General features: G+C 46.0%; 26 protein-coding genes. 17 read left to right on the forward strand and 9 right to left on the reverse strand.

Annotated features, from left to right (window positions below; genetic code table 11):
- The first annotated feature begins 89 nt into the window (after nucleotides 1-89).
- Complete coding sequence (locus JWF83_RS02790; protein ID WP_413648504.1) at nucleotides 90-986, forward strand: LysR family transcriptional regulator; 897 nt, start codon at nucleotides 90-92, stop codon at nucleotides 984-986.
- Nucleotides 987-991: 5 nt separating this feature from the next.
- On the opposite strand, the gene JWF83_RS02795 is transcribed toward JWF83_RS02790, so the two are convergent.
- From JWF83_RS02795 to JWF83_RS02805, 3 genes are read right to left on the reverse strand one after another with little or no spacing between them, the layout of a single operon-like run.
- Complete coding sequence (locus JWF83_RS02795; protein ID WP_413648506.1) at nucleotides 992-1,936, reverse strand: SDR family NAD(P)-dependent oxidoreductase; 945 nt, start codon at nucleotides 1,934-1,936, stop codon at nucleotides 992-994.
- Nucleotides 1,937-1,963: 27 nt separating this feature from the next.
- Nucleotides 1,964-2,752: an NTP/NDP exchange transporter gene (locus JWF83_RS02800; protein WP_413648508.1), complete on the reverse strand. Its 789-nt coding sequence runs from the start codon at nucleotides 2,750-2,752 to the stop codon at nucleotides 1,964-1,966.
- Between the two features lie 15 nt (nucleotides 2,753-2,767).
- Entirely contained in the window at nucleotides 2,768-3,304 is a 537-nt protein-coding gene (locus JWF83_RS02805; RefSeq protein ID WP_413648510.1) for a hypothetical protein, read from the reverse strand.
- A gap of 401 nt (nucleotides 3,305-3,705) precedes the next feature.
- On the opposite strand from JWF83_RS02805, the gene JWF83_RS02810 reads away from it, so the two are divergent.
- The 3 genes from JWF83_RS02810 (at nucleotide 3,706) to JWF83_RS02820 (ending at nucleotide 5,672) form a co-directional block, all read left to right on the forward strand.
- On the forward strand, nucleotides 3,706-4,239 hold the full coding sequence (locus JWF83_RS02810) for a DUF2255 family protein (protein WP_413648512.1): 534 nt from the start codon (nucleotides 3,706-3,708) through the stop codon (nucleotides 4,237-4,239).
- 118 nt (nucleotides 4,240-4,357) lie between these two features.
- On the forward strand, nucleotides 4,358-4,879 hold the full coding sequence (locus JWF83_RS02815; protein WP_413648514.1) for a cupin domain-containing protein: 522 nt from the start codon (nucleotides 4,358-4,360) through the stop codon (nucleotides 4,877-4,879).
- A 10-nt stretch (nucleotides 4,880-4,889) separates the two neighbouring features.
- Complete coding sequence (locus JWF83_RS02820; protein ID WP_413648515.1) at nucleotides 4,890-5,672, forward strand: carboxymuconolactone decarboxylase family protein; 783 nt, start codon at nucleotides 4,890-4,892, stop codon at nucleotides 5,670-5,672.
- A 42-nt stretch (nucleotides 5,673-5,714) separates the two neighbouring features.
- On the opposite strand, the gene JWF83_RS02825 is transcribed toward JWF83_RS02820, so the two are convergent.
- Nucleotides 5,715-6,608: a LysR family transcriptional regulator gene (locus tag JWF83_RS02825; RefSeq protein ID WP_413648517.1), complete on the reverse strand. Its 894-nt coding sequence runs from the start codon at nucleotides 6,606-6,608 to the stop codon at nucleotides 5,715-5,717.
- Nucleotides 6,609-6,851: 243 nt separating this feature from the next.
- On the opposite strand from JWF83_RS02825, the gene JWF83_RS02830 reads away from it, so the two are divergent.
- The 6 genes from JWF83_RS02830 to JWF83_RS02855 all read left to right on the forward strand — a co-directional run bounded on the left by JWF83_RS02830 (nucleotide 6,852) and on the right by JWF83_RS02855 (nucleotide 13,356).
- Nucleotides 6,852-7,226 carry a DUF2255 family protein gene (locus JWF83_RS02830; protein ID WP_413648519.1) on the forward strand — a complete coding sequence of 125 codons (375 nt, stop codon included), beginning with the start codon at nucleotides 6,852-6,854 and terminating at the stop codon, nucleotides 7,224-7,226.
- Between the two features lie 33 nt (nucleotides 7,227-7,259).
- On the forward strand, nucleotides 7,260-8,333 hold the full coding sequence (locus JWF83_RS02835) for a PQQ-dependent sugar dehydrogenase (RefSeq protein ID WP_413648520.1): 1,074 nt from the start codon (nucleotides 7,260-7,262) through the stop codon (nucleotides 8,331-8,333).
- Between the two features lie 158 nt (nucleotides 8,334-8,491).
- Complete coding sequence (locus JWF83_RS02840; RefSeq protein WP_413648522.1) at nucleotides 8,492-8,719, forward strand: tautomerase family protein; 228 nt, start codon at nucleotides 8,492-8,494, stop codon at nucleotides 8,717-8,719.
- Nucleotides 8,720-8,846: 127 nt separating this feature from the next.
- Complete coding sequence (locus JWF83_RS02845; RefSeq protein WP_413648524.1) at nucleotides 8,847-9,608, forward strand: glucose 1-dehydrogenase; 762 nt, start codon at nucleotides 8,847-8,849, stop codon at nucleotides 9,606-9,608.
- 128 nt (nucleotides 9,609-9,736) lie between these two features.
- Nucleotides 9,737-12,109 (forward strand): membrane-bound PQQ-dependent dehydrogenase, glucose/quinate/shikimate family, encoded by a 2,373-nt coding sequence (locus tag JWF83_RS02850; RefSeq protein ID WP_413648526.1) that lies wholly within the window; start codon nucleotides 9,737-9,739, stop codon nucleotides 12,107-12,109.
- A gap of 65 nt (nucleotides 12,110-12,174) precedes the next feature.
- Complete coding sequence (locus JWF83_RS02855) at nucleotides 12,175-13,356, forward strand: arabinose transporter (protein ID WP_413648528.1); 1,182 nt, start codon at nucleotides 12,175-12,177, stop codon at nucleotides 13,354-13,356.
- Between the two features lie 49 nt (nucleotides 13,357-13,405).
- Here JWF83_RS02855 and JWF83_RS02860 read toward each other — a convergent pair whose 3' ends face one another.
- Nucleotides 13,406-14,428: an alpha/beta hydrolase gene (locus tag JWF83_RS02860; protein ID WP_413648529.1), complete on the reverse strand. Its 1,023-nt coding sequence runs from the start codon at nucleotides 14,426-14,428 to the stop codon at nucleotides 13,406-13,408.
- Nucleotides 14,429-14,892: 464 nt separating this feature from the next.
- On the opposite strand from JWF83_RS02860, the gene JWF83_RS02865 reads away from it, so the two are divergent.
- The 3 genes from JWF83_RS02865 (at nucleotide 14,893) to JWF83_RS02875 (ending at nucleotide 17,155) form a co-directional block, all read left to right on the forward strand.
- The gene (locus JWF83_RS02865) at nucleotides 14,893-15,297 is read left to right on the forward strand and encodes a cupin domain-containing protein (RefSeq protein ID WP_413648530.1); all 405 of its coding nucleotides are present in this window, start codon (nucleotides 14,893-14,895) and stop codon (nucleotides 15,295-15,297) included.
- Nucleotides 15,294-16,040, forward strand: a complete 747-nt coding sequence (locus tag JWF83_RS02870) for an SDR family oxidoreductase (RefSeq protein WP_413648532.1) — start codon at nucleotides 15,294-15,296, stop codon at nucleotides 16,038-16,040. Before JWF83_RS02865 ends, JWF83_RS02870 begins: the two co-directional genes overlap by 4 nt.
- A 104-nt stretch (nucleotides 16,041-16,144) precedes the next feature.
- Entirely contained in the window at nucleotides 16,145-17,155 is a 1,011-nt protein-coding gene (locus JWF83_RS02875; protein WP_413648534.1) for an aldo/keto reductase, read from the forward strand.
- A gap of 473 nt (nucleotides 17,156-17,628) precedes the next feature.
- Here the strand turns inward: JWF83_RS02875 and JWF83_RS02880 are convergent, their stop codons facing one another.
- Both JWF83_RS02880 and JWF83_RS02885 read right to left on the reverse strand, forming a co-directional pair.
- Nucleotides 17,629-18,282 carry an RES family NAD+ phosphorylase gene (locus tag JWF83_RS02880; protein ID WP_413648535.1) on the reverse strand — a complete coding sequence of 218 codons (654 nt, stop codon included), beginning with the start codon at nucleotides 18,280-18,282 and terminating at the stop codon, nucleotides 17,629-17,631.
- A complete protein-coding gene (locus JWF83_RS02885; protein WP_413648536.1) occupies nucleotides 18,275-18,994 on the reverse strand; it encodes a hypothetical protein in 720 nt (239 codons plus the stop codon). Before JWF83_RS02885 ends, JWF83_RS02880 begins: the two co-directional genes overlap by 8 nt.
- A gap of 342 nt (nucleotides 18,995-19,336) precedes the next feature.
- Between JWF83_RS02885 and JWF83_RS02890 the strand changes: the two genes are divergently transcribed.
- Nucleotides 19,337-20,436, forward strand: a protein-coding gene (locus JWF83_RS02890; RefSeq protein WP_413648538.1) for an IS3 family transposase whose coding sequence is annotated in 2 segments (ribosomal slippage) — nucleotides 19,337-19,592 and nucleotides 19,592-20,436 — 1,101 coding nt in all. Because the reading frame shifts where the segments join, the coding sequence is not laid out codon by codon here.
- Between the two features lie 252 nt (nucleotides 20,437-20,688).
- Entirely contained in the window at nucleotides 20,689-21,438 is a 750-nt protein-coding gene (locus tag JWF83_RS02895) for a KilA-N domain-containing protein (RefSeq protein WP_413648539.1), read from the forward strand.
- A gap of 114 nt (nucleotides 21,439-21,552) precedes the next feature.
- Here the strand turns inward: JWF83_RS02895 and JWF83_RS02900 are convergent, their stop codons facing one another.
- Nucleotides 21,553-21,717 (reverse strand): hypothetical protein, encoded by a 165-nt coding sequence (locus JWF83_RS02900; RefSeq protein WP_413648540.1) that lies wholly within the window; start codon nucleotides 21,715-21,717, stop codon nucleotides 21,553-21,555.
- A gap of 305 nt (nucleotides 21,718-22,022) precedes the next feature.
- Between JWF83_RS02900 and JWF83_RS02905 the strand changes: the two genes are divergently transcribed.
- Nucleotides 22,023-23,657, forward strand: coding sequence for an anti-phage dCTP deaminase (locus JWF83_RS02905; RefSeq protein ID WP_303315441.1), 1,635 nt, complete (start codon nucleotides 22,023-22,025; stop codon nucleotides 23,655-23,657).
- 7 nt (nucleotides 23,658-23,664) lie between these two features.
- Nucleotides 23,665-23,880: a hypothetical protein gene (locus JWF83_RS02910; protein WP_413648541.1), complete on the forward strand. Its 216-nt coding sequence runs from the start codon at nucleotides 23,665-23,667 to the stop codon at nucleotides 23,878-23,880.
- Between the two features lie 497 nt (nucleotides 23,881-24,377).
- On the opposite strand, the gene JWF83_RS02915 is transcribed toward JWF83_RS02910, so the two are convergent.
- A protein-coding gene (locus JWF83_RS02915; RefSeq protein ID WP_413647867.1) for an IS3 family transposase occupies nucleotides 24,378-25,498 on the reverse strand; the annotation gives its coding sequence in 2 pieces (ribosomal slippage) (nucleotides 24,378-25,240 and nucleotides 25,240-25,498; 1,122 coding nt in all).
- Nucleotides 25,499-25,569 lie beyond the last annotated feature (71 nt).

Here is a 25,569-nt window from a genome sequence, read left to right on the forward strand (position 1 = left end):
AAAGAATTGAAAATCAGAACAGAGTGTAGAGAATGTGTAGCTATCTCAGAAGTGGCATACTTTGATTACTGGCATGAGGTAAATTCATAATGACTACGATTAACTACAATGGATTGTCGGTATTCATCGTTGTCGCACGCGAAAAAAGCTTTACTAAAGCGGCGGCAGAATTAGGTATTTCTCAATCTGCTGTCAGCCATAGTATTAACGCGCTGGAAGAAAGTCTGGGCATGCGTCTGCTTACCCGAACGACGCGTGGAGCGGCCCCCACCGAAGCAGGGGAAAGGCTCCTTTCTAATCTTGTACCCTATTATTCAGGCATTCAGGCTGAAATTGCGGCGTTGACTGAGCTGCGCGAAAAACCTTCGGGGACCATCCGCATTAGCGCACATGACCATGCGGCCACAACAATTTTGTGGCCCAGGCTGGCGCCGCTTTTGCGGGAATACCCCGATATTAATATTGAAATAAATATTGAGTATGGATTGATCAATATCGTGACCGAGCGCTTTGATGCGGGAGTCAGGAACGGAAGCCAAATTGCTAATGACATGATTGCCATGCGAATTTCGCCTGATTACAGAATGCTTGTTGTAGGCTCTCCTGATTATTTCAGCCGCCATCCTACCCCACAAACGCCTCATGAGTTGATATCACATAATTGCGCCAATCTTCGGCTTGCTACCCATGGTGGTTTGTACGCATGGGAATTCGCTCATAAGGGTAAAGGCCTGAACGTTCAGGTCTCCGGCCAAATGATTTTCAATACTTCTCCACAGATGCTTACCGCAGCGGTCGAGGGATATGGATTAGCATTTGCCCCGGAAGATATTCTTCAGCCTTACATAGAATCCGGTCAGCTGATTACCGTGCTTGAAGAGTGGTGCCCTTATGTTCCGGGTTATCACCTTTATTACCCCAGTCGCCGACACGCCTTGCCCGCTTTTCAACTGGTTCTTGAGGCATTGCGATTGCCTACCAGCTAACGTATTCAGGTTGGAAGTTTTACCCCGGTTAATTCTTTGCAGCGCGCAAGGAACCGCGCCTGTATTGCCGGGTTTAGCGCGTCCGGATTGGTTTGCTGCTGCTGCATATGATGAAAATGATGCCCAGTGACGGTAGCCGCAGGTTCGTCACTCACCGCAAGCCAGCTTTGCGTCAGATACCCCTGGTGCAGATCATCAGGCGCGCCGCTTCCACCCATACGGGTGGGAACCCAGCCAGGATCAACGGTGTTTGAAAGGACCTCAGGCCACATTCTTGCGACGCTAAACGCTAACACCGAGTCGAGAAATTTACTCTCACTGTAAGCCGTATAACCCTGCCATTGGCGCTTTTGCCAGAGTAAATCGTTTAAAGCTTCGTTGCCATCAACGCCAAATTGCATGCTGGAACTCATATAAATCAGCCGTCCAGGCTTTTGTATCAGTGCTGTCAGCACATAGGGGGCAAGCGTGTTGATAGCCAATACTTCTGGATATCCGTCAGCGCTTTTTTTAAGGCTGGATTCTCTGGTACCTATCGCGGCGTTATGGATCACCGCATCAAAGCGGCCAAGTTTATTTGCCTGTTCAGCCAGTGATCTTACCTGCTTAAGACTGGCAAAATCGCCATAAACACCGCCTTCAGCCTCGGGGATTTTTTGTAAGACTTCCTGAGTTCGCTGTTTGGAACGACCATGCACGGTGACGTGATGCCCCTGTTTCGCCAGCATATTGGCTGCCATAAATCCTAAGCCACTCGTTGAGCCGGTGATCAACACACGTTTTTTGGCATGCGTAGGAATGGTGGCATCAGCGGCAACAGCCGCCAGAGCATTGAGTGGAAACACACTGGAAAGAATACTCATAGACAGTAATCGATTAACTATCTGTCGGCGGCTGAGGGACGGGTTCAGTGATATTTGTCCGACGCCTTTAGAGAAATTCGCTGTCATCGTGGTTCTCCTTCGCAGTAAGAAACATCATTCAGTGTTGCTCTTGATAGGAATATCTACCCATTTTTCATGCTTATGACCTAACCAAATACTCAATATTAGCCACAGGCAACTTACCGGCACAGCAACAACAGCAATACCGCTCAAACTCATGCCCGCAGCAATGAACCCAGCGTAGGTCCAGCTTGCTAATTGGTCGCCCGCACGGTAAACGAAGGTATCAATGAAGTTTTTACTTTTGTAACGGTCTTCCCGTGTTACAGAGGTAAACAGTATCTCCCGTGCAGGTCTTGCCAATGAAAAATTGCTGACTCGTCTTGCGACCTGCACTGCGACAAATATGGCGATGGTGGGATAACCAATTAATGCGGCAAATCCTAACGTGGTAATCAGTGGTAAAGCGCATAACGTAAAAGCAACGCCCAGCCAGCCCAAAACTCTGCCCGTTAATAGCAGTTGAAATAGCAGAGTAAATACATTCACCCAGAAATCGATGTTGGCAAAAAACGCGGTCCGGCTGTTACGGTCGTTAAAAACAGACTCAGCAATACTGGCTTGATGAAAATAGAGGATGGTTGATGTTGTCGAATAAAAGAAGATAAACAGAGCTATGGAGAACAGATACGGTGAGCGAAAGGTATGCGCCATACCGGTGAATATCCCACCACCAATCGGTTTCTCATCATCAGACACAGCGCCAGCTTTTTTCCCCTCACGATGATGGGCGTTTGCCAGACGTTGTGAAGCGAAGACCGAACATTCAATCAAAACCATCGCGATAAACAACAGGCCATTTTGTCCTATTCCTGCAACCATGGTTGACGTCAGTGATTAACCGGCTATTCCGCCCATTGTTGCGCCTGCAGCGAGAAAACCGAAGAGCCTTTTTCCCTGCTCGGAATTGAAGATATCGACAACAAAAGACCAAAACACCGAAACGACGAAAAGATTAAATACGGATACCCAGATAAAAAACACCCGACCAATCCAGACGTTTTGACCGGTTGATGAAAATTGTAAAGCCACAAGAAAAAGCAACAAATTAAATGAGAAAAAACGATAGGTCAGCTTTATAAAACGCTCGCGGCTACAACGCTTGACAAAATATGAAAAGATGGGGTTTACCAACAACATAGCCAGTAATGTACCGGTAAACAGCCACGGCAGATTTTTAACCCCGCCAGCTACACCTAACTCATCTCTTATTGGTCGTAAAATATAATAAGAAAGGAACAGTAAAAAAATATAAAACCACGCCCACAGTAAGAGTTTTATCTCTATTTTATTTACATGGCTGATATTCATTATTTTTAAAAAAATTCTGGTCGCCCGGCTAATAATATTGCTTTTTTCGGATAGTGATTTCATGTTCTCCCCAGGGTAATGGTCTAACCCTGTCGGGATAATAACCCTCACGCCCAACAGTTATTATTTAATCTACGCATCGCCTCCTGCCTTTTCAATCATGTTTTATTGCATACTGACATGAGTGAAACTCATAAGTTTATCTGGTGTAAAACTCAACGGTGTAAAATATTAGCAATGTTATAATTGCGCTTATTGTCTTTTCATGTCATTAAATGTAAAGAAGCTTCAATCTAAGATTGATGAGAATTACTCATATTAGTATTCCGTTTTTCACCATAGCACCACTCATAAACTTGCTATATTCTCAGTTTATCACCTCGTGATTAAACTCATTTAAGATAGATTCATGTTATCAATATTCACTTTTCAAGGTGAAATGAAGGGATAGTTAAGGAGATAATATGCGACTCATTAATAAAGCAATTAAGTTACCTATATTAATACTTGGTTATTTTGCAATTTCATCCTTGTGTTATGCTGCAACCTCCGATATGAATTCTCCTGATTCTGTTCAAACGCTGAGTGCACGAGACGCTAATTTATCTGCAGTGCAATGGTCTCCGAATGAGCTTAGCCAAATAATAAAAGCGGATGATCTTCACATCGCGCCCTTTCGTGAAGATGGGAAAACATATGGCACGCCAACATGGATTTGGTGTGTTGAGGTTGATGGCAACCTGTATGTTCGGGCATACAATGGTCAGCGTTCAAGTTGGTATCAGGCCGCCTTGCGAGAAAAAGCAGGGAAAATTGTTGCTGCAGGCATGACTAAAGAAGTCAGATTTGAATCTGTTCAAGGCGATATCAATACGCAGATCGACAATGCCTATAAAGCAAAATATCAGGGTAGTGGCTATCTGAATCATATGATCACTGGCGGATCCAGAAATGCCACTATCAAAATTGTTCCTCTAAAAATAAATAGTGCAAGTTGATCACATTGGAAATGCAATTTGGTTACCCCTTCAGTCTTGCATTTTTAATCATTAGAGTCATGACGTTTCAAATTTTGAAGTGATTTCAATTTAGTCTGTTTATAATCAGGAGATAATTATGTCCCGAATAACCTCTGCGTCATTTTTTTTAACACTCGCTGCCAGCTTTTCAACTATGGCGGATAATAGTGATATTTCTCATGCAATTTCTGCCGAGCCCGTTAAAGAGAACGTAATTATCAGTAAAAATGGCAGTCGCCCATGGGTCACCGGTGCAGAGGCGAATTTTACCGGCACTGTGCGCGTTGAGCCTCTTTTCACTCAGCCACAATCCCCGGTTCGAACCACCGTTGGACATGTCAATTTTGAGCCTGGCGCCCGCAGCGCCTGGCACACACATCCCTTAGGACAGACACTGGTGATCACTTCAGGATCGGGCTGGACGCAGGAATGGGGAGGAGAAAGGAAAACTGTACATACCGGAGACATTATCCATTGCCCACCGGGCGTGAAACACTGGCATGGCGCGACAGCATCTACTGGCATGTCACATCTGGCGATTCAGGAAGGCACGCCAGAGGGCAAAAATGTTGAATGGATGGAAAAGGTTTCAGATCAGCAATATAGCAATGAATCATAAGGATTGATCTATGCGAACTCGCGCTATAACTATGCTTTCATTGGCCATCATGCTGAGTGGGTGTGTTCAGTCAGCATCAAAAAATCAATCTATCCCGTCATCTCCCTCACTAACCGATTTAGGACAGGCATCACCCGCATTAGAGAATTATACGCAGAAGTATGTGGATAATGATTTATGGAAAAGGCCGCAGCTCAGCCCACGCGATCGCAGCATTGTCACTATTGCTGCACTCATCGCGCGCAATGACCGGGTAGAACTGCCTTACCATATCAACCTCGCGTTAAACAACGGGGTTAAACCGGGTGAAATTTCAGAGATTATTGCTCACCTGGCCTTTTACAGTGGCTGGCCAAGTGCAACATCCGCCGCTGACATCACTCGCAGCGTGTTCGCCCAGCGCGGTATAACGCGAGCGCAATTGCCGCAAGCCGATGTCACATTGCAGCCGGTTGATCAAAAAGTTGAACAGGCGAGATCTACCCAGGTTGCTAATAGCTTTAATAGCGTTTCTTCAGGAACCGTTGAATTTACCGAGAAAGCGGTGTTTGGTGATTTGTGGCGACGTCCCGATCTTGCACCCAGAGATCGCAGCATGGTCACTGTCAGCGCTTTGATTGCCAGTGGTCAGGTTGAGCAAATTGGCTACCATCTCAATCGGGCCATGAATAATGGTCTGACACAGAGCCAGGCGTCTGAAATGTTGACGCAACTGGCATTCTACGCCGGTTGGCCAAAAGTATTCTCTGCATTACCTGTAGTTAAAAAAGTTTTCGAATCACGCAATAGTTAAACTCATCCCTGACAGGCTTTCTCGTCCGGGAAAGCCTGTCGATTAATCTCGATAGCGAAGCGCTTCTATAACCAGTGAGAAGGCTTTTGAAGAGCCGCGTCGATTAGGATAGTAAATGTGCAACCCCTCCCAATAGGGCGTCCACTCCTCCATGACGCTAATCAACTCTCCAGATTTTAAATAGGGTGCAGCCAGTTCCGCTGGTACATGGCCTAAGCCGAAACCCGCTACAGCCGCCTTAACTATCTGGAATATGCTATGAAAGATGACCTGCCCTTCAACACGCGCTGTCACCTCACGGCCATCTTTCTCAAATTCCCATACGTAGAAGCCGCCATGTACCGGTAAACGCAGATTAATGCATTGATGTTTGAGCAGATCATGTGGCGAGGTTGGCAACGTTTTTCCGGCGAAATAGTCCGGTGAACCTACTACCAAAAAACGCATGTCCGGACCAATTCTTGCCGAAATCATGCCGCTTGCCAGTTGCCCTCCTAAACGCACACCGGCGTCGTAGCGTTTCTCGACGATGTCAGTGAGGCCATAATCGTTAACGAACTCAATATTAATATCAGGATAGGTGCGCATTAAGGGTGACAGCTTTGGCCAGAGAATAGTTTCAATGGCGAAGTCGGTAGCTGAAATACGTATCGTTCCTGCCGGGTGCTCTTTTTTGTCATGCAACGCGGCCAATTCGCTGTAGATATCATCAAACTTAGGTGCGAGGCTGGCCAGTAACTGTTCACCAATTTCAGTAGGTGAAACGCTGCGCGTAGTCCGCGTCAGTAATCGAACCCCCATTTTAGTTTCAAGTGAACGCATGGTATGGCTGAGTGCAGACTGAGATACGCCCAACTGTGCCGCTGCTCGGGTAAAACTTTGTTCTCGCGCGACAGTGACAAATGCTACTAAATCATTGAGGTTATCTCGTGCCATTTCATTCGCTCCTTAAGTGGTTGGGACTGATTTAACTATATATTTCTAAACGTGTCTATGAATCTGAAGTTCAGTTAAGCATCGATTAATGATAAATCTTCATAACTCTATTCGCGACTTTCACCTAATCAAAAAACATTAATCACGTTATGTTAATTAAGTCTTTATTTATGTTTTCTGTCGGTATTTACCCTCCGCTTTAGCGGAGGGGGTTATTATTTATTGCATTAACGAGGAGTCTTTATGCCGTGGTCCAGCAAAGAACTTAACGATATTGTTGAGGCGGATGACCTTCATATTTCACCTCTGCGTGCTGATGGTAAAACGTTGGGCACGCCAACATGGATTTGGTGCGTGGAGGTTGAAGGTGCTTTGTATGTGCGTGCTTATAACGGCACAGGTTCGCGCTGGTATCAATCTGCGTTGAAGCAAAAAGCGGGACAAATTGTTGCTGCGGGTGAAACCCGGGATGTAATTTTCGAAACTGTTCGCGGTGATATTATCGATAAGATTGATGAAGCTTACCGGAAAAAATATAATAGTAGTCAATACCTTAGCCCAATGATAAGTAATCGCGCGCGGGAAGCGACCATTCTCATAAAGCCAGCGCTCAAGTGACGGCACGATGTTTTCTGGAATAGGGGAAAGTAGATGAGAGGAATGCTTATTGTTTTATCTTTGTCTGCTATTACCGCACTGGCACCAGTCGCAGAGGTCACCGCGGAAGATCGAATCGATGAACGTCTCCAGTCAGTCCGTCAGCAAGACTGGAACGTTGAAGTTGTTAACGATCAACTTAATTATCCCTGGGATATGGAAGCAGCAGGGGATCGGCTGATTATTACTGAAGCGGCCGGAAACATCGTCATGCTGCATCAAGGCCAACTTCAGCGCTATGCCGTTAAGACGTCAGACCCGATTGTCAATGAAGGTGGCGGCGGGCTGATGGGGATGGCGCTGGAAAAAGACTTTGCTCAAAGCGGCAATGCCTGGCTTTATCACACCTACCGCAGCAACTCCGGGCTAACCAACAAAATCATCCAGGTACATTTTGCTGGGAAACAGTGGCAGGAAACGAAAGTCATTCTTTCGGGTATTCCAGGCCATCGCCTCTATAACGGCGGGCGCATTGCCATTGGGCCAGATGGTTATCTGTATGCCACAACGGGCTGGACTGAGAACGAAGACCGCCCACAAGATATACAAAGTCTGGCAGGCAAAGTGTTACGTATGACACTTGATGGCAAGGTTCCGCAGGATAACCCAATTGCCGGTTCACTGGTTTACAGCTGGGGGCATCGTAATCCTCAGGGATTAGCGTGGAATCAGCGTGGAGAGCTGTTTGCCACTGAGCATGGCCAGATCGCGCATGATGAAGTTAACATCATTATACCCAGTTCAAATTACGGCTGGCCGGTAATCCGGGGGGATGAAAAACGCGCTGGCATGGAAACTGCCTGGCTTAATTCAGGCTCGGAAACATGGGCGCCTTCAGGTGCAACTTTTGCAGGCGATAACCTGTTAGTCGCGGCTCTGGGTGCGAAAGGCTTGTATGTGTTTGATAACAAGCAGAAGAAACTCAGGCAAATTTTTAGCTCGGGAGACCGCCTGCGTGATGTGTATGCTACCGGTAACGCGCTCTATGTGATTACAACAAATCGCTCCCCCCGCTCTGAAGGCCCGTCTGCAGACAAATTACTGAAGTTAACGCTCAAAAAAACATGATTGGTACGCGAAGATAATTCGCAGTAATGAGAATTCTTCATGATTCCATCCCATCCAGGGTCGGTAATCACTATAGGCATGTAATGTTAATATTGCTGCTATTCGATGGCCTGATTGGCGGGCTATTTAAAGCATAACAATTAACCAGAGAGTTATTTATGCCCCATATAATTGTCAAGATTGTTGGTCAGTCAGAAGAGAACAAGAAAATCATTGCCGCGGCATTAACTGACACCTTGAGTAAAACACTGGGAATCAGTGATGATTTCATTTCTTTGTCTATAGAGGATGTTTTAAAGGAGAATTGGGTTGAGGATGTTTACAAGCCTGAGATTATAGGAAAGCCAAATAATCTCTATAAAACACCCGGCTACGATCCACTTTGATTAAATCTGCCATGCTCGGGTTTATTATTTAATACCTCCGCAAATTCATCCAATTACGTCTGTCACAAGCGCATGTTGATTAATTTGCGCTGATGATCTCCTGTGCGTCATAAAGAGGAAATAACATATGAGTTTTTCATTCAAAAATCAGGTTGCATTGGTTACTGGTGCAGCCTCTGGAATGGGTCTTGCCGCATCTAAGGCTTTCGCTGCATCGGGCGCGTCAGTCGTTATGGTGGATGTCAATGAAGAAGCGGTTGCAAACGCAGCCGCTGAACTAAATGCAGCAGGTTACAGTGCGATAGGTATTCGCTGCAATGTCGCAAATATTGACGAGGTCAAAGCTATGGTTGATCAGGCTGTCGCCACGTTTGGGCGCATTGATGCGGCATTCAATAATGCGGGCGTGCAAAGTCCAGTGGCTGAAACGGCAATTGCCGATCCTGAAGATTATGATTTTGTCATGGATATCAATTTGCGCGGTATCTGGAACTGCATGAAATACGAATTAATTCAGATGAAGAAACAAGGAAGTGGCGCAATCGTTAACAACTCTTCGCTTGGCGGTTTGGTCGGTATTGCCGAGCGTGGTATTTACCATGCTTCAAAGCACGGCGTGGTGGGCTTAACCAAAAGCGCTGGTCTGGAATATGCTCCGCAAAACATCCGCGTTAATGCTATCTGCCCTGGCATTATTGAGACGCCAATGGTGTCTGGCATGCTGGAAAGCCAGCCTGAAGCAATGGCAGAACTGATGAAAGATGTACCCATTAAGCGTCTGGGCCGTGCTGAAGAAATTGCTGATGCCGTGCTTTGGTTGTGCAGCCCAGCCTCTACTTTTGTCATTGGTCATGCGCTACCTGTTGATGGTGGCTATACCGTCCGTTAAATACCCTCGGGGTTCGTTTCAATTAAGGGGGCGAGCCCCATTTTTGCTCTTGATAAGAGTCTTCGCGTGTTGGGGGCGAATGGTCTGATTTAACACCTGCTTGTAACGTTAATAAAAGGATATTAAAAATGGTTACTTTAAATAAATCTGGAGTAACAAAATCATTAATAATACTACTTGCCACACTCATTGTAGTGGTGGGTGTATTTATGCTGGCTGGCGGAGTATATCTCATTACCTTAGGCGGCTCCTGGTACTTTGCGCCAGCGGGATTGATTATCACCATCGCGGGTATATTACTTGGACTCCGCCGTCCAATTGGTGTTTATCTCTACCTCATCGCACTGGTTGCTAGTTTTATTTGGTCAATATCGGAAGTGGGTTTCACCTTCTGGCCACTTGTTTCACGCCTTTTTGCCCTCAGTATATTAGCTGTCCTGGTTCTATTGATTACACCGCTGCTTAATTTCAGCAACGGCCATGCTCCGACGAGATCTGCCTACAGTGCAGCTGGAATTATTATCCTCGCTTTAATTGCTACGGGTTGGAAAGCTTTTATACCTCAACCACTCGTGACTGAAAACAATCCCCCGGTTCCTGTAGCGGGAAAAGCATCGGGTGCTGAGCCGGGGGCAGAATGGCTTCACTATGGACGAACACCTGCAGGTACGCGCTTTGCCAATGCAGATCAAATCACTCCAGAGAACGTAGCTCATTTGAGTAAGGCCTGGACTTACCGTACAGGTGAAATACCTAAAGGTCCGCAAGCACATGTCGTCACGCCATTATTCGCTAATAACATGCTCTATGGTTGCACTCATTCAAGCCAGGTTTTTGCGCTAAATGCTGAAACCGGTAAACAAATCTGGCGTTTCGACTCACATGCCAGCGGCAATTTTTTCCCCCGTTGCCGTGGGGTCGCTTTCTATGATGCTTCAAATGATCCAGCTGTGGTTTCTACAACGACTAAACCAGCGACTTTGTGCCGTCGCCGCGTTATCTCCACGACAGTCGATGCACGATTAGTGGCGCTGGATGCGCAAACGGGCAAACCCTGTGAGGACTTTGGCGAGCATGGCATCGTTGATCTCCATGTTGGAATGGGGGCGTTTAAGCCAGGATTCTACTTCCCGACCGCAGCGCCTACTGTCGTGCGTAATCTGATTGTGGTTGGAGGATTGGTACAAGATAACCATGAAACGGGGGAACCATCGGGTGTCATTCGCGCATTCGATGTGCATTCCGGCAAGTTAGTGTGGGCGTGGGATCTGGGTAATCCAGCAATCACCGCACTTCCGCCACAGGGTGAAGGTTACACACCGGGAACGCCGAATGTGTGGTCCACACCGGCATACGATGACAAGCTTGGTTTGATTTATCTGCCAACCGGCAATGCTACTCCGGATTTCTGGGGAGGCCATCGTTCCCCTGAAGCCGATAAATACTCTTCTTCCGTGGTGGCTTTGGATATCGCCACCGGACGCGAACGCTGGCATTTCCAGACTGTCCACCATGATCGCTGGGACTACGATGTACCTTCGCAACCCGCTCTTTATGATGTTCCTGATGGCAAAGGCGGCAACATCCCGGCGCTGATTCAAACCACTAAGCGTGGTGAAATCTTTATGCTGGATAGGCGAACAGGCGAGCCGATTGCGAAAGTGGAAGAACGTGCTGTTCCTCAGGGCGGTGTCAGTGATGACCGTACTTCCCCGACGCAGCCCTGGTCTGTGGGCATGCCATCAATAGGAACGGAACCACTGAAAGAATCCCGCATGTGGGGAATAACGCCGCTCGATCAACTTATTTGTCGTATTGAGTTCCGCCAGGCGCGTTATGAAGGGGAATTTACGCCGCCATCTGAACAGACTTCGATCTTTTTCCCAGGTTGGGCGGGTGGAATGAATTGGGGCTCATCATCCATTGCTGAAAACATAGGATATCTTTTAGTAAACGACTCACGCATGGGTGTTTTGAACCGTTTGGTTCGCAGGCAGCAATATGATGCTAATGCCCAGGGTGATGGAACACATGACGGCGGCGCACCGCAGTATGGAACGCCATGGGGCGTTGAGCAGTCGCGCTTCCTCTCTCCTTTAGGAATACCCTGTCAGGACCCCCCCTATGGAACGTTAACCGCCATCGATCTCGCCACCAGAAAAGTGGTTTGGTCTGTTCCGATGGGAACGGTCGAAGATACCGGACCAATGGGTATCGCCATGCATTTGCCTATGCCAGTAGGTTTACCAACTTTAGGCGGGCCTGTTACGACTGCATCCGGATTGGTATTTATGGCAGGAACGCAGGATTACTACCTACGCGCTATGGATATTAAAACCGGTCGTGAATTATGGAAGGGACGTTTACCTGTCGGTGGAGAAACAACCCCGATGACCTATACCGCAAAAAATGGACGGCAGTATGTGGTGATCAGTGCCGGAGGAAATCGCACCACACCAATCAGGGGCGACTACATCATTGCTTTCGCGCTTCCTCAATAAGCGCGATAGGTTAACTGGCCCGCCATCTGGCGGGCTAAACATTTAATTATCTTGAGAGTTTGGTTATGCAAAGTGAGTCGGTTGAGTCCAGTGAGTCTATGAATTTTATGCGGATGCTACTGACATTAATGTTGGTCGTTTTGGCTGGGTTTTTGATTATTGGCATCGCACTGCCTGTGCTTCCCCGTTACGTACACCACCAGTTGGGATTCGGCACTTTTGCCGTGGGTTTAGTCACTGGCGCGCAGTTTGCAGCTTCTTTAGCTACTCGCTTCGCCGCCGGGCGTTATGCTGATCGGTATGGCGGCAGAAGAGCCATTTATCTGGGATTGTTACTGGCGATAGCGGGGGGTGTTTTTTATTTAATTTCGCTACCATTTGCTACTCAACCCATTACAGCTATCGCTTTAGTGTTGATTGGCAGAGCCATAGTCGGTGGTGCAGAAAGCTTTATTATCACTGGCGGCATGACGCTGGGGTTGGCTCTGGCGGGCGGCAACCAAACCGGTAGAGTGATCGCATGGGTAGGCACCGCAATGTTTGCTGCTTTTGCCCTTGGCGCGCCGCTCGGTACTGCCATATTTGACCATTCTGGTTTTGCCGCTATTGCAATAACAACTGCGCTGCTACCTATTGCTGCCATGCTCGTTGTCCGCATTTTGCCAGAACGCGTTGAACCTTCTGAACAGAGAGGAACCCTTTCCCTGGCTCTTTCATCGGTGTGGCTGCCCGGATTAGGTGCGGCTTTCAATGGCGTAGGTTATGCGGCTTTATTGTCGTTTTCTGTCCTGATGTACGCGGAAAAGGGCTGGGGAATGGGCTGGTTACCGGTGAGCGCATTTGCAGCGGCGTTAATAGCCGCACGCCTCTTCCTGGGTCAGTTAATTGATCAGTCGGGCGCAATCCGTGTGGGGGTGATGTTTTCTCTGGTGACCGCGCTTGGGCAAGTTTTACTATGTGCTGCACCTTCTCCATGGCTTGCTGCTGCAGGCGCTGCATTAACGGGGGCCGGCTGGGCAATGGTCTATCCCGCCTTCGGGTCTGAAGCGGTTCGCCGCCTGGGGGGGACAAACAAAGGCGTGGCAATGGCAACGTACTCAGCATTTCCTGACCTTGCAATCGGACTTTCAAGTCCGCTGTTAGGACTTGTGGTGTCAGCCGGTCACATGAGCATGGTTTTCCTCTGGAGCGCCATCGTCGTGATAATGGCAGTACCGATTGCGTTACTTGCCAGTAAAAAACCATGATTTGATTGGGGGAAACCTTCTTCTCTTGGAAAAGGCTCCCCCAATACGATTACAGATTCTTACCGAAGAATTCAGCCAGTTTGTTTACTGCTGGGGTGACGTATTGCGGCTTATCATAGAGATCAAAATGCGATGCGCCCGGAATCACCATAATTTCTTTCGGTTGTTTTGCCTGAGCATATGCAGCTTCACTGAATTTGAGCGTTTCAGCGCGCGAGCCAGAAATAAGCAGAACCGGGCGCGGTGCAATCAGATCCATATGTGCCAACGGATAATAGGCGAGGTGCAACCCTGGGCTGGTAACGACGTAGCGATTGTGGGCATTTGGATGCGCACCGCGCGGCGTCAAATAATAGTTCGTTGCTTCGCGCACGAAACTGGGAGAGCTCGCATTGATGCTACTTAACGGCGGCAGTAGCGGCTGCACCAGCACCGGCGCACCGGCCGCTTCTTTATTCAGTTGCTCATCCACGCTTGTCAGCAACTTGTGCTGATCTTCAGCGGTTACAGGCATGCCTTCAATTCCTGTGCGCGTCGCTTCGCCGATATCATAGGCTACCACCCCGGCAACAGCTTTCACGCGTAAATCGGTCTGGGCTTCGTTAAGGGTATATCCACCGCCAGCACAAACGCCAATAGCGCCAATACGATTAGCATCTACCTGCGGAAGACTGGCGAGATACCCCACCGCACTACGAATATCCTGCACTCGGTCAGAGGGGTCTTCCAGATCACGCGGAACACCGCCACTTTCACCATAGTGTGAGGCATCGTAAGCCAGCGTAATAAATCCTTTTCGCGCCAGCTGCTGCGCATATAATCCGGAGGTCTGTTCTTTAACGCCTCCCCATGGATGTGCAACCACTATTGCTGGATACTTTTTCGTAGCATCATAATCTGGTGGAAGATACAAGTTTCCGGCCATGCTGATTGTGCCGTTGTTAAATGTAATCTTTTGCGAGCCAACAACATTTATTCCCTCAGCAACAGTTTTAGGCGTGGCGGAAAATGTATTGGCAGAATAGGCCATTAACAATGATAAGCAGAGTAGTGTATTTTTAAATGCAGACATGGTTAACCCTCTTAGTGTCAAAGATGATGCCCATTTGATGGGAGTTTGAATAGCTCACTTTGATCTGATCAATGTCGCGCGGTGAATATCATAATCATCCAAACTGATTTACAGAGTTAATTCTAAATTTTCTAACAGCAAAAAACCTTGATTAAAAAACGAATAGAGTTATTACAAAATTTCATAAATTGAAAGTTTTTATCATATCAAAGTGTATGTTTATTACGCGATAAAGGCCTAAAAAAAGATTAAAACGTGTTGAAAATGCACTTGTTTTCCATGGCGCATTAATGAAATTCATTCATAGAAGCATTCAGCGTCAGAGGGTTAATTGATAGTTATTCATCATGCATACTGGAAATCCGATATGCAGATTAAATCTGCCTTATAAGAAGACGACGTGAGGCAAGAAGCCTGTTTATTTAAATCTTCAGATGAATACCCCACAAATTTAAGGAAATGAGATGACTATTATCAACAAAGTTGGCTCGCAAGCATCAATGGTTGGACCTGAAGATTGGTTCACTGGTACAGTCCGAATCGATCCCATGTTTGCTGCAGACGAGAATGCTCGTGCCAGCGCTGGCCACGTAACATTCGAACCAGGTGCACGTACTGCATGGCATACTCATCCACTAGGCCAACGTCTCATTGTGACCTCAGGTTTTGGTTATGTCCAAACCTGGGGTGAGCCCGCTCGCGAGATTCGTGCAGGTGATGTCGTTTGCATTCCAGCCCATGAGAAACACTGGCATGGCGCAAGCGCTACGACAGCGATGACCCATATCGCTATCCAGGAAGCTCAGAATGGCAGCGTGGTTGAGTGGCTGGAAAAGGTCTCTGATGAACAATATGGAGATACCGAATGAGCAATAACATCGATGGAAAAGTTGTTGTAATTACCGGTGCCAGCAGCGGATTGGGTGAATGCACAGCGCGTAGTTTGAGTGCTAAAGGCGCAACTGTCGTGCTTGGCGCTCGTCGCGTCGAGCGGCTTGAGAAGCTAGTCCAGGATATTGAAAGTGCGGGTGGTAAAGCAATCGCACTTGCCACCGATGTCACCGATAAAGTTCAGGTTGAGACGTTACTGAAGGCGGCGGTTGATGCTTTTGGTCGTGTTGATGTTCTCATTAATAATGCCGGGTTAATGCAGCAATCAATGCTGGAAAGCCTGAAGGTTGATGAATGGGATAACATGATTGATATCAACATCAAAGGTACCCTTTATGGCATTGCCGCCGCTCTGCCAATTATGAAAAAGCAAAAATTCGGCCACATCATTAACGTTTCATCGATTGCAGGCCATAAGGTAACACCCGCTGGGGCCATTTACTGTGCAACCAAGCATGCAGTAAGAGTCATCAGTGAAGGGCTTCGTTCAGAAGTAAAACCTTATAATCTGCGGACGACAATTATTTCACCGGGTGCTGTTGATACCGAGTTGACCCATCATATAACCGAAAAAGGTGTAGCCGGTCAAATTCAACAGTTCTACGATGAACATGCAATCCCACCATCTTCATTTGCTAGCGCTGTTGAGTTTGCGATAACTCAACCAGCGAATGTAGATATCAATGAAATACTTTTCAGGCCTACCAGTCAGGAGATGTAATTCAATCCAAACGAGCCCGGACATTAATACCGGGCTCGTTTATTTTAATCCATTTCTTAAATGATATTACTTCCCGTTTTTTTAAACGTTGTGGAGGAATAACGATGAAATCACGTATTTTAGGAAACTCCAGATTAAAAGTTTCAGCTCTTGGCCTGGGTTGCATGGGGTTCACTCAAAGTTATCCCCCATATATTTCAGATGAAGAAGCCATTAAGGTTATCCGTACTGCATATGAAAAAGGAGTGACGCTCTTTGACACTGCGGAAGTCTACGGTCCTTATACGAATGAAGTTTTATTAGGAAAGGCGTTAGCGCCTTTCCGTGATGAAGTAGTGATTGCATCAAAATTCGGCTTTGATTTAGTTAAAGGTAATGATACGGATGGCCCTAATGGCCGCGCAGTCGGCCTTTCAAGTCGACCAGAGTCAATACGTTTGGCGGTTGAAGGCTCGTTACAACGCCTTGGAACCGATCGCATCGATCTTTACTACCAACATCGTGTTGATCCGACTGTACCCATCGAAGATGTGGCAGGAACGATAGGCGACCTGATTACGGAAGGAAAAGTGCTGTATTGGGGACTTTCCGAAGCCTCAGCAGATACCATACGCCGCGCGCACCATATACAGCCTTTAACAGCCGTACAAAGTGAATATTCGATGTGGTATCGAGCACCCGAAGAGAATGTTTTACCTGCACTCAGGCAATTGGGGATTGGTTTCGTACCCTTTAGCCCTTTGGGTAAAGCTATTCTTACAGGCCGTTTTGACCAAAACTCTACGTTTGATTCTGATGATTTCCGAAGCCAAATTGCACGTTTCTCACCAGATAATCTCAGCCAAAACTTACAGTTGGTTGATTACGTCAAACTCCTTGCTTCCAACAAGAATGTGACTCCGGCCCAAATTGCTTTAGGTTGGTTGCTTGCACAGTACGATTACATTGTGCCAATTCCGGGTACGAAAAAGGTCGAAAGATTGGATGAGAATCTGGCGAGCACAGGGGTGGCATTCTCACAAAGTGAACTTGAGGACATCAGGCAAACGCTGAACAAGTTTGCAGTTGTTGGTGAGCGTTATCCTGAATCCCAGGAGAAATTGACGGAGAAGTAGAAATTAGCGGCGTTACCGAAATATGTAAAATTGCGAGTTCAACATGTTAGGTTGACAAGCCTGAAGAGATTGTAATTATTTGCGCCAACGAGAAAAGGGCACTAGCGTCAACCAGTACCCTTTCCTGAAGATTTTTATGTTCAATCCTGGATGTTGCACCTACACATGCAGCCATCGTTGCTTTGAACACCATCTTCGTTTAGACACCCGTTAGCGATCTGACTTCTAACCAGTGTGCTTCGATGTAGGGTGCCCGGACTCGGGGATATTCAGTTATCTATTAAATTGAAATTCATCATAAATTTTATCCCCGCTTGTTGTCAAGACCCGCAGATTGACCCATATTTTATCCTATAGATTAGATAGATGGATTGACTACAAGGAGAGAAGTTTGATTCGTTCCTCAGGTTCGATTTCGTCAACGAATCTCTAAATCATAATGATATTGTTATTCACTGGTATTTTTGTTTTACCTATGTCAAATCCTTGGGAACAAGAACCAGAGCCATTTCATCGGCCAGGGATGAAAGTTCTTTATTAACATCAACTGACGTTGAGGCAGGTTCGGAGTCAATAGTAACGTCGAGATTGTGAATATCTATGCGATCACCAAATAACATAACAGCCTTATCGCCATGCTGCTTCGAAGGCCACTGAAGCCCTTGAGCCTCAGGATTATCATCATGGATTTTTTCGGCCCACCTGCGTGTCTCCGGGTAGTTATCTGCGGAAGAGCCTAGTAAATCGTTTTGTGTGATGCCGTTTTTTTTCATGAAACGAGGGTTAAGGTCAACAAGCTGAATATCTTCTTTGGAAGAAATTTGGCTGCGAGCAAGGTTGTCCAGAGTGGATAGCTCTACAGGTGCATCTTCGCAGGGTGTGGGAAGGTCATGTAACACTGTCTCCATCAGTGCGACTGGCAGATTTTCCCCACCATACAATGTCGGGATGCCGTTGCCTTCGCTATCAATGATGGGACTGAACCTACTTTTGCCTTTCCCTGGGTTAAATTCGGTCGCACCAAATTGGGATGAGTGGATTCGCTCAATGGTTTTTCCTTTCGGCCAGATTACTAGCTTGGCCGAAAGGTTATCAGTTTTATCGGGGATTGTGATTTTTTTAACCATGGACAGGTCCCTCCATAGCTCTAAATGCGGCTTCCAGTACTCGCTCCGGCTCTGAGGTCAGCAGGTCTTTGGGTTTTTTATTACCCAGCCAGCTGTTGGAGGTGCCAAACCAAACGGCCAGAGACCATGGTGTTTTTGTTTCCCCGAACAATGCTATGATTTTTTTTATTAACGGCAGGGGTTGTCCGCCGATATCCAGCGCATAGGCCGGATACAGGTCTTTGCCTTCCGATGTTATGGCAAAAATCTTTCCGGCTCGCTTCCAGCGATTTGGTAACCCGCTGGGGTTTTTCACTCCGGCCCCAGCTCCTCCTCTGCGTGAAACTTCCTGAGCAGGCAGCCACTCACTGTCAGCCAAGATTGTTTTTTTTAGTTTCTCCAGGCGTTCTGTATTGGTTACCCCTGCGATCTTTTGCCTGCTTCTGGCTTTCACCCCTACTGTGGCCGTTGTTTTTTGTGCTGTAGAAGGAAGGTGACTCAGCCCGGTTACGGCACGGAAAGCAGCTTCAAGCGCAATTTTAAAGACGGCGTCATCAATGAAGGAAGGACGTTTAAGTACATAGTACAGCTCTGCTTGATCTTCTTGGTCATCATGGAAGTCCGGCACTGAAATAGTGATGTCAGCATGCCCGTCATCCGTTTTAAAGTACGAGATATTGTCTGCCGGGATAGCAATGACTTCAAAATCAGTGTCTTTTTCTCGTGTGTTCATGTTCTAACCCCTTGTGATAGTTTAGCTAGATATTGGATATCTACAATATAGACCATATACCGATAATGCGCCATATACTCACGTAAGAGTCTGTAGTTTTGTCGGTATGGTTTATCGGCTGGGATATTTACAAATACACGGTGGTTTGTTGAGTGAATTTATTTTCACCTTATTTATAAGTTAGTTATGAATTTTAGTGATTAGTTTTTTTGCCATAGTCGCGCGAATACGGGAGTGAATATGAATAATCTTGATGGCTGGGATGATCTCCTCCCTGAAAACAGTACCAGGCTAAACTGAAGTCTCCGGTCTTTCTTCCATCTCACAGAGAGGCACATCGCCATGAAAAAGACCCGTTATACCGAAGAACAGATTGCGTTTGCGCTGAAACAGACCGAAACCGGCACCCGCGTCGGGGAATTCTGCAGAAAGATGGGTATTTCTGAGGCTACTTTTTACAACTGGAAGAAGAAATTCGCTGGTCTGGGCGTAACGGAACTGCGGCGTCTGCGGCAACTGGAGGATGAAAATCAGCGGCTGAAAAAGCTTGTGGCTGACCTGAGTCTGGACAAAGAGATGCTGCAGGAGGTACTGAAGCAAAAGTTCTGAGGCCGGCTCAGAAGCGTCAGGCGGTGCATTTTCTGCGGGAGGCTTACCGTATCAGTGTCCGACGGGGATGTGGACTGCTGATGCAGAGCAGAACCGTTTACCACTGGCAGAGCCGACGGGATGATCGGGCGATAACCCTGCGCATCAGGGAAATAGCGGAAACCCGGATCCGCTACGGTTGCCCGCGTATTCATATTCAGTTGCGGCGGGAAGGCTGGCCTGTTAACCACAAGAAAACACACCGGATTTACTGTCTGGAAGGCCTCAACCTGCGCAGAAAGCGCCCCCACAGACATGTCAGTGCAGCACATCGTCAGCAACGTCCGGTCCTGACCGATATCGATCAGTGCTGGAGTATGGATTTCGTGTCGGATAACCTGTTTAACGGACGACGTTTCCTGGCGCTGACTGTAGTCGATAATTTTAGTCGGGAGTGTCTGGCGATCCATGCCGGAAAATCGCTGAAAGGTGAGGATGTGGTCGGTGTGATGGAAGGGTTGCGGGTGCTGGGCAAGCGCCTGCCGGTACGTATCCAGACGGATATCGGCAGCGAGTTTATTTCGAAAGGTCTGGATAAATGGGCGTATGAGCACGGTGTCACAATGGACTTCTCCCGCCCCGGAAAACCAACGGATAACCCGTTTATTGAATCATTTAACGGAAGTCTGCGGGATGAATGCCTGAACATTCACTGGTTCCTGTCACTGGAAGATGCGCAGGACAAACTCGACAACTGGCGCAGGGAATACAATCATGAGATAACGAATTCATCATTAAATGACATGACTCCGGCTGAATTTATCCGAAGTCTCCGGAAAGACGAAGATCTCTGATTTACCACTGCACTGATTTTGGGCCAGGGTCAGGGAAAACCCATGTTACGTGACTTACCGGTACAGGATATGGGCTAGTTGAAAACCCGAAAGTGAGACGGGAGCATAGTCTGCCAATCCACAACACTACAAATATTGATAGCGTTGAAAATGAAGAGTCTATGAGATAAGTTATCTAGAGGAATAAAAATCACATACAGTCTTTATGCCTCCTTTTTTAAACACAGCAAGGCTTACCAAAGGAATAAATATATGAATGAACAACTAGCTCTAATACCTCGGGTAGAAGAGGGTGAAATTATCCCTCAACGTGCAGGTGATGGATATATAAGTGCAACCGCATTATGCCAGTCTGTTGGCAAGAGATTTTCCGATTATAGAGTTCTTAAATCTACTAATGAATTTTTAACTGAGTTAATAACTCAAACAGGACTACCAGAGCAGCAACTAATACATGTAATAAGTGGTGGTAATCCAAGGCTCCAGGGAACATGGGTACATCCCTATTTAGCAATAAACCTTGCCCAATGGCTTTCTGCTAAATTCGCAGTAAAAGTATCTCAATGGGTTACTGAATGGCAACAAGGTAATGCTAAAGCTGTTCTTCCAGTGCACCTTGAACGTTATTTACAAAATAGCTCGAAAGTACCTTATACCCATTTTTCTATGCTAAATGAGTTGACCCTTAATTTAATAGCTCCTTTAGAGCAGGCTGGATATACTCTCCCTCAAGAGATGGTGCCTGATATATCTGAAGGGAGGATTTTTTGTAAGTGGCTACGAGAGGTTCGCGGCATTGAGCCAAATAATTTCCCAACATATGAACATATCTATCCTGATGGGCGCGGAGTTCAAGCAAAACTATATCCAATCGAGCTATACGAAGATTTTAAGCGTCATTTTAATGAAATATGGTTGCCTTCTCATGCCGCACGATATTTTGGACAACGAGATCAACAAGCATTGCAGTTTGTAAAAACACTTCTTTTACCAACTCCATGATAATAAAATTTACAGTGATTACCTTTTAGGTATCACTGTGTTTTATATTTTAATCGAAGGGTTAGTGTTGAAATATATATCGAGATCAAAAATGTTTTCCAACTAATTCATTACTTAGAAGTTTTTTTGTTTATCTAATTGTGTTCCAAGTGATAATGTTTTTCGGTACTTTATCTTTTGATAAGCTAACATAATTTCCACTTGTATGGTCCATCCGTAGTCACCATCGACAAAACGTGGCATCCCGTCAGTAGTATACAGATACATTGGTTTTGCCATACCGACAACCTTACTCTCGATAAAAATCCTGCGAGTCTTCGGGTCAATCCGAAGGTCAGCGTATCTGAAAAGGAGGACATATATGTTGCACTAAAATGAGCATATTACCTTTTCTCAGGTGGGACAATAAAGTCTACTGTTGCAGGTCTTTACGCCTAATTATTAATTTTTGGTAGTCAAAAATATCAAAACATTGAGTCTTTTTGGATTAAATAATCAAATGAAAGATAAATTAAAAATATATTTGCATTAAAATTTTTTATTAGATATATAATCTTTGATATTAGGTTTAATGAGGTAAAGGAATGCAAAATACAGCGTTCGATCAAAGTGCTGAATTTCGTCTGGTAGGAAACGATGAAATAAATGAAGATATCGTCGTGAATTCAACCCAGGAAATTAAGGATAGTATTACGCCTGAGATTGTTATTGCTCTTTGCGGACCAATTGGTTCCCCCTTACATGAAACTGCAAAGCAAATTGAATCATCACTTCAAGAGTTTGGGTACAAATCATTTAATATTAGGCTGAGCGAGCTCATCAGAATAAATTCTGAAAGTACAAAAATAAAAATTGATGAAAGTTCGAGTTTAAGTAAATTCAAATCATTGATATCTGTTGGCGACAAATTACGAGAACTATATGGCAATGACATATTAGCAAAGTTAGCAATTGCAAAAATTAGTGCGGAGCGCCAAAAAACATTTGGTGAGTTTGAAGATGTCTTAAATGAAGCGAATGCTACTCTTGGCAAGAAAATAAAAGATCAAAAAATATGTCATATAATTGACTCAATAAAAAATTCATCAGAGTTGGAGCTGCTTAAGTCTATTTATGGAAAAATGATGTTTTCTATAGGTGTATTTTCACCACTCGAAGCAAGAAGTGAAAACCTGTCTAAATTGAACAGCCTTAGTTCTCGTGATATAGGGGAGTTAATAAACACCGACTCTGGAGAAGAGTTTGACCATGGGCAATCAGTAAGAGACACTTTTCCAAAGTGTGATTATTTTTTGCGTGTTGACGCATGTTTGTCTGAACCTGGAACAGCAAATGCCAAGGGCCAGATTTTGTCAAAACTGGAGCGTTTTTTTAAACTTATATTCCGGACTGCAATTATATCTCCTACAGAAGAAGAAAATGCAATGTATGCAGCTTCTTCAGCTGCAAGAAATTCGGCTTGTTTATCACGTCAAGTTGGAGCCGCAGTAACATCATCGTCTGGAGAGTTACTATCTACTGGATGGAATGATGTTCCTCGTAACGGAGGAGGATTATATGGTAAACCATCTCTTCGGCTGAGGGTTATAGATCCAGATAATAGATGTTATGCCTCAAGCAAAAGTCATTGTTCGAATGATTTGGAAAAGAAAATCTTGGCAGAAGTTGTAATCGACAGTTTGATAAGCGAAAGATTGATCCCGAAAGGTAAAAGAGAGAAAGCTGTACAAACTATTATAAAAAACTCAAGGCTCAAGGATCTAATTGAATTCTCCCGAGCTGTGCATGCGGAAATGCACGCGATTTTAGGTGCGTCTCGAGTTGCTGGTGAGCGTATTCTGGGAGGAAAGATTTTTGTAACAACTTATCCATGTCACTCATGTGCAAGGCATATAATCGCAGCGGGGATATCAGAAGTCTATTTCATTGAACCTTATAGGAAAAGTCTTGCACTGAAGCTTCATTCTGATGCCATGACCGAGTCAGTAAATGATTCAGACAAGGTGAAGCTTGTGCAGTTTGACGGAGTTGCTCCTACAAGATTTTTAGAGTTGTTTGATTCTGGTTCTCGAAAATCTAAAGCAGGAATGCTACAGTTATCGTCAGCAGGTGCAGCGATGCCAGTGGACAGTATGAGCCTCAAGGCTATACCAAAACTGGAGCAAGTTGTTATTGCTGAGGTAGGAGTTAAGCGGCTTAACATGATGGAATTGAAGTGAGTATATTATGAAAAGAAATAATGACAATCAGTTAGAATTGCCAATATTAACTGATGTTTCTTTTGTGGAAAAAAACTCACAAACAAAAAACAGTGCTGCAATAAGTAATACATATAAAAAAGGTCTGGATGATAATATAAAAGTTGCAGGTAAGGAAGATATTGAAATCTATCTTTCAATCAGTAACGCATATTTTAAAGCTATATCTTTGCAAAAAAAATAATGCTGTAATTTTTATTATTACTAGCTATTATAATGTTTCTCTCTCATTATCGGTTGTTTAACATTTTTTTATCAAAAAGTGTAAGTAGACCTTTAGTTCTACACTCTTTTTTGAGATTTCTGGCTTAGGTTATTCCGGGATTCACGGGGCCGTTCGCTGTCGTATTCAACTAGTTAGGGCTCTATGATTTCAAGCATCTCATTCAGCGTTATGAACAGGGTTGTAAGGCGGCAGTAATTGTAATTTAGCCAGTGCTGATGATTTCCGTTCGGGCGAAATGCGTTCATGTTGTTTCCCAACCGCCCCATTAGAGTTTTTGATGGGGTGACATCTATTCTGACAGAGGGGGCAGGTGAAAATCCAAGATTTTCGCCCGGAGTAATGGTATATTGCTCAGGGTATCGGGTTGGTATAAATAAGCTCGCAATAGCATTCTGCATTACACTCAACTCTATGAGTTAATTAATGTGACCTGCCCCCAGTATTAGATACAACCTTCAGTTAGTAATGTCGGTTGGTTTTTCTTCATGTTTCCCGTTTCGCCAGCATGCTGCAAATTCAAACGGCGTCTGGTAATTCAGCGATGAATGAGGTCTGGACTCGTTATAGTCCTGCCGCCAGTCACTAATGATTTTCCGGGCATGAAGAATATCGCTGAACCAGTGCTCATTCAGACATTCATCGCGAAAGCGTCCGTTAAAACTCTCAATAAACCCGTTCTGTGTTGGCTTACCCGGCTGGATGAGTCGCAGTTCTACGCCATGCTCAAAAGCCCACTGATCGAGCGCACGGCAGGTAAACTCCGGGCCCTGATCGGTTCTTATCGTTGCCGGATAGCCACGAAACAGCGCGATGCCGTCCAGAATACGCGCGACCTGAACGCCTGAAATACCGAAAGCAGCGGTGATCGTCAGACACTCCTTCGTGAAATCATCCACGCAGGTCAGGCACTTAATCCGGCGGCCGCTGGCAAGTGCATCCATGACAAAATCCATCGACCATGTCAGGTTCGGCGCATCCGGGCGGAGAAGCGGAAGCCGCTCAGTCGCCAGACCCTTACGGCGTCGCCTGCGTTTTACACCCAGACCGTTAAGATGATAGATGCGGTAAACCCGCTTGTGGTTGACGTGAATGCCCTCCCGACGCAATAACTGCCAGATGCGCCGGTAACCAAACCGGCGACGTTCAAGTGCCAGCTCTGTGATACGCAGAGATAGCTGCGCGTCAGCAGCCGGACGCTGAGCCGAATAACGGCAGGTTGAAAGGGACAGACCAGCCAGCCTGCAGGCACGGCGTTGCGACAGACCCGTTGTCTCACACATGACTTCCACGGCTTCCCGCTTCTGGTCTGTCGTCAGAACTTTCGGCCCAGAGCCACCTGAAGCGCCTCCTTATCCAGCATGGCTTCAGCGAGCAGCTTCTTGAGGCGGGCATTCTCCTCTTCAAGTGACTTGAGCCGCTTCACTTCGGGGACTTCCATGCCGCCAAACTTCTTGCGCCAGGTGTAGAAGGTAGCGTCTGAAATAGCATGCTTGCGGCAGAGTTCCCGGGCCGAAACCCCGGCTTCGGCCTCGCGGAGAATACTGATGATCTGTTCGTCGGAAAATCGTTTCTTCATGGGGATGTCCTCATGTGACTTATGAAGACATTACTAACATCGCGGTGTATTAATCAACGGGGAGCAGGTCA

It is taken from the genome of Pantoea sp. B65 (genome assembly GCF_047308185.1).
Lineage (GTDB): Bacteria > Pseudomonadota > Gammaproteobacteria > Enterobacterales > Enterobacteriaceae > Erwinia.

Bases quoted from the DNA above. Each gene is read 5' to 3' on its own strand.
- JWF83_RS02790 (WP_413648504.1), top strand. From the start codon at position 90: ATGACTACGATTAACTACAATGGATTGTCGGTATTCATCGTTGTCGCA.
- JWF83_RS02795 (WP_413648506.1), bottom strand. From the start codon at position 1,936: ATGACAGCGAATTTCTCTAAAGGCGTCGGACAAATATCACTGAACCCG.
- JWF83_RS02800 (WP_413648508.1), bottom strand. From the start codon at position 2,752: ATGGTTGCAGGAATAGGACAAAATGGCCTGTTGTTTATCGCGATGGTT.
- JWF83_RS02805 (WP_413648510.1), bottom strand. From the start codon at position 3,304: ATGAAATCACTATCCGAAAAAAGCAATATTATTAGCCGGGCGACCAGA.
- JWF83_RS02810 (WP_413648512.1), top strand. From the start codon at position 3,706: ATGCGACTCATTAATAAAGCAATTAAGTTACCTATATTAATACTTGGT.
- JWF83_RS02815 (WP_413648514.1), top strand. From the start codon at position 4,358: ATGTCCCGAATAACCTCTGCGTCATTTTTTTTAACACTCGCTGCCAGC.
- JWF83_RS02820 (WP_413648515.1), top strand. From the start codon at position 4,890: ATGCGAACTCGCGCTATAACTATGCTTTCATTGGCCATCATGCTGAGT.
- JWF83_RS02825 (WP_413648517.1), bottom strand. From the start codon at position 6,608: ATGGCACGAGATAACCTCAATGATTTAGTAGCATTTGTCACTGTCGCG.
- JWF83_RS02830 (WP_413648519.1), top strand. From the start codon at position 6,852: ATGCCGTGGTCCAGCAAAGAACTTAACGATATTGTTGAGGCGGATGAC.
- JWF83_RS02835 (WP_413648520.1), top strand. From the start codon at position 7,260: ATGAGAGGAATGCTTATTGTTTTATCTTTGTCTGCTATTACCGCACTG.
- JWF83_RS02840 (WP_413648522.1), top strand. From the start codon at position 8,492: ATGCCCCATATAATTGTCAAGATTGTTGGTCAGTCAGAAGAGAACAAG.
- JWF83_RS02845 (WP_413648524.1), top strand. From the start codon at position 8,847: ATGAGTTTTTCATTCAAAAATCAGGTTGCATTGGTTACTGGTGCAGCC.
- JWF83_RS02850 (WP_413648526.1), top strand. From the start codon at position 9,737: ATGGTTACTTTAAATAAATCTGGAGTAACAAAATCATTAATAATACTA.
- JWF83_RS02855 (WP_413648528.1), top strand. From the start codon at position 12,175: ATGCAAAGTGAGTCGGTTGAGTCCAGTGAGTCTATGAATTTTATGCGG.
- JWF83_RS02860 (WP_413648529.1), bottom strand. From the start codon at position 14,428: ATGTCTGCATTTAAAAATACACTACTCTGCTTATCATTGTTAATGGCC.
- JWF83_RS02865 (WP_413648530.1), top strand. From the start codon at position 14,893: ATGACTATTATCAACAAAGTTGGCTCGCAAGCATCAATGGTTGGACCT.
- JWF83_RS02870 (WP_413648532.1), top strand. From the start codon at position 15,294: ATGAGCAATAACATCGATGGAAAAGTTGTTGTAATTACCGGTGCCAGC.
- JWF83_RS02875 (WP_413648534.1), top strand. From the start codon at position 16,145: ATGAAATCACGTATTTTAGGAAACTCCAGATTAAAAGTTTCAGCTCTT.
- JWF83_RS02880 (WP_413648535.1), bottom strand. From the start codon at position 18,282: ATGGTTAAAAAAATCACAATCCCCGATAAAACTGATAACCTTTCGGCC.
- JWF83_RS02885 (WP_413648536.1), bottom strand. From the start codon at position 18,994: ATGAACACACGAGAAAAAGACACTGATTTTGAAGTCATTGCTATCCCG.
- JWF83_RS02895 (WP_413648539.1), top strand. From the start codon at position 20,689: ATGAATGAACAACTAGCTCTAATACCTCGGGTAGAAGAGGGTGAAATT.
- JWF83_RS02900 (WP_413648540.1), bottom strand. From the start codon at position 21,717: ATGGCAAAACCAATGTATCTGTATACTACTGACGGGATGCCACGTTTT.
- JWF83_RS02905 (WP_303315441.1), top strand. From the start codon at position 22,023: ATGCAAAATACAGCGTTCGATCAAAGTGCTGAATTTCGTCTGGTAGGA.
- JWF83_RS02910 (WP_413648541.1), top strand. From the start codon at position 23,665: ATGAAAAGAAATAATGACAATCAGTTAGAATTGCCAATATTAACTGAT.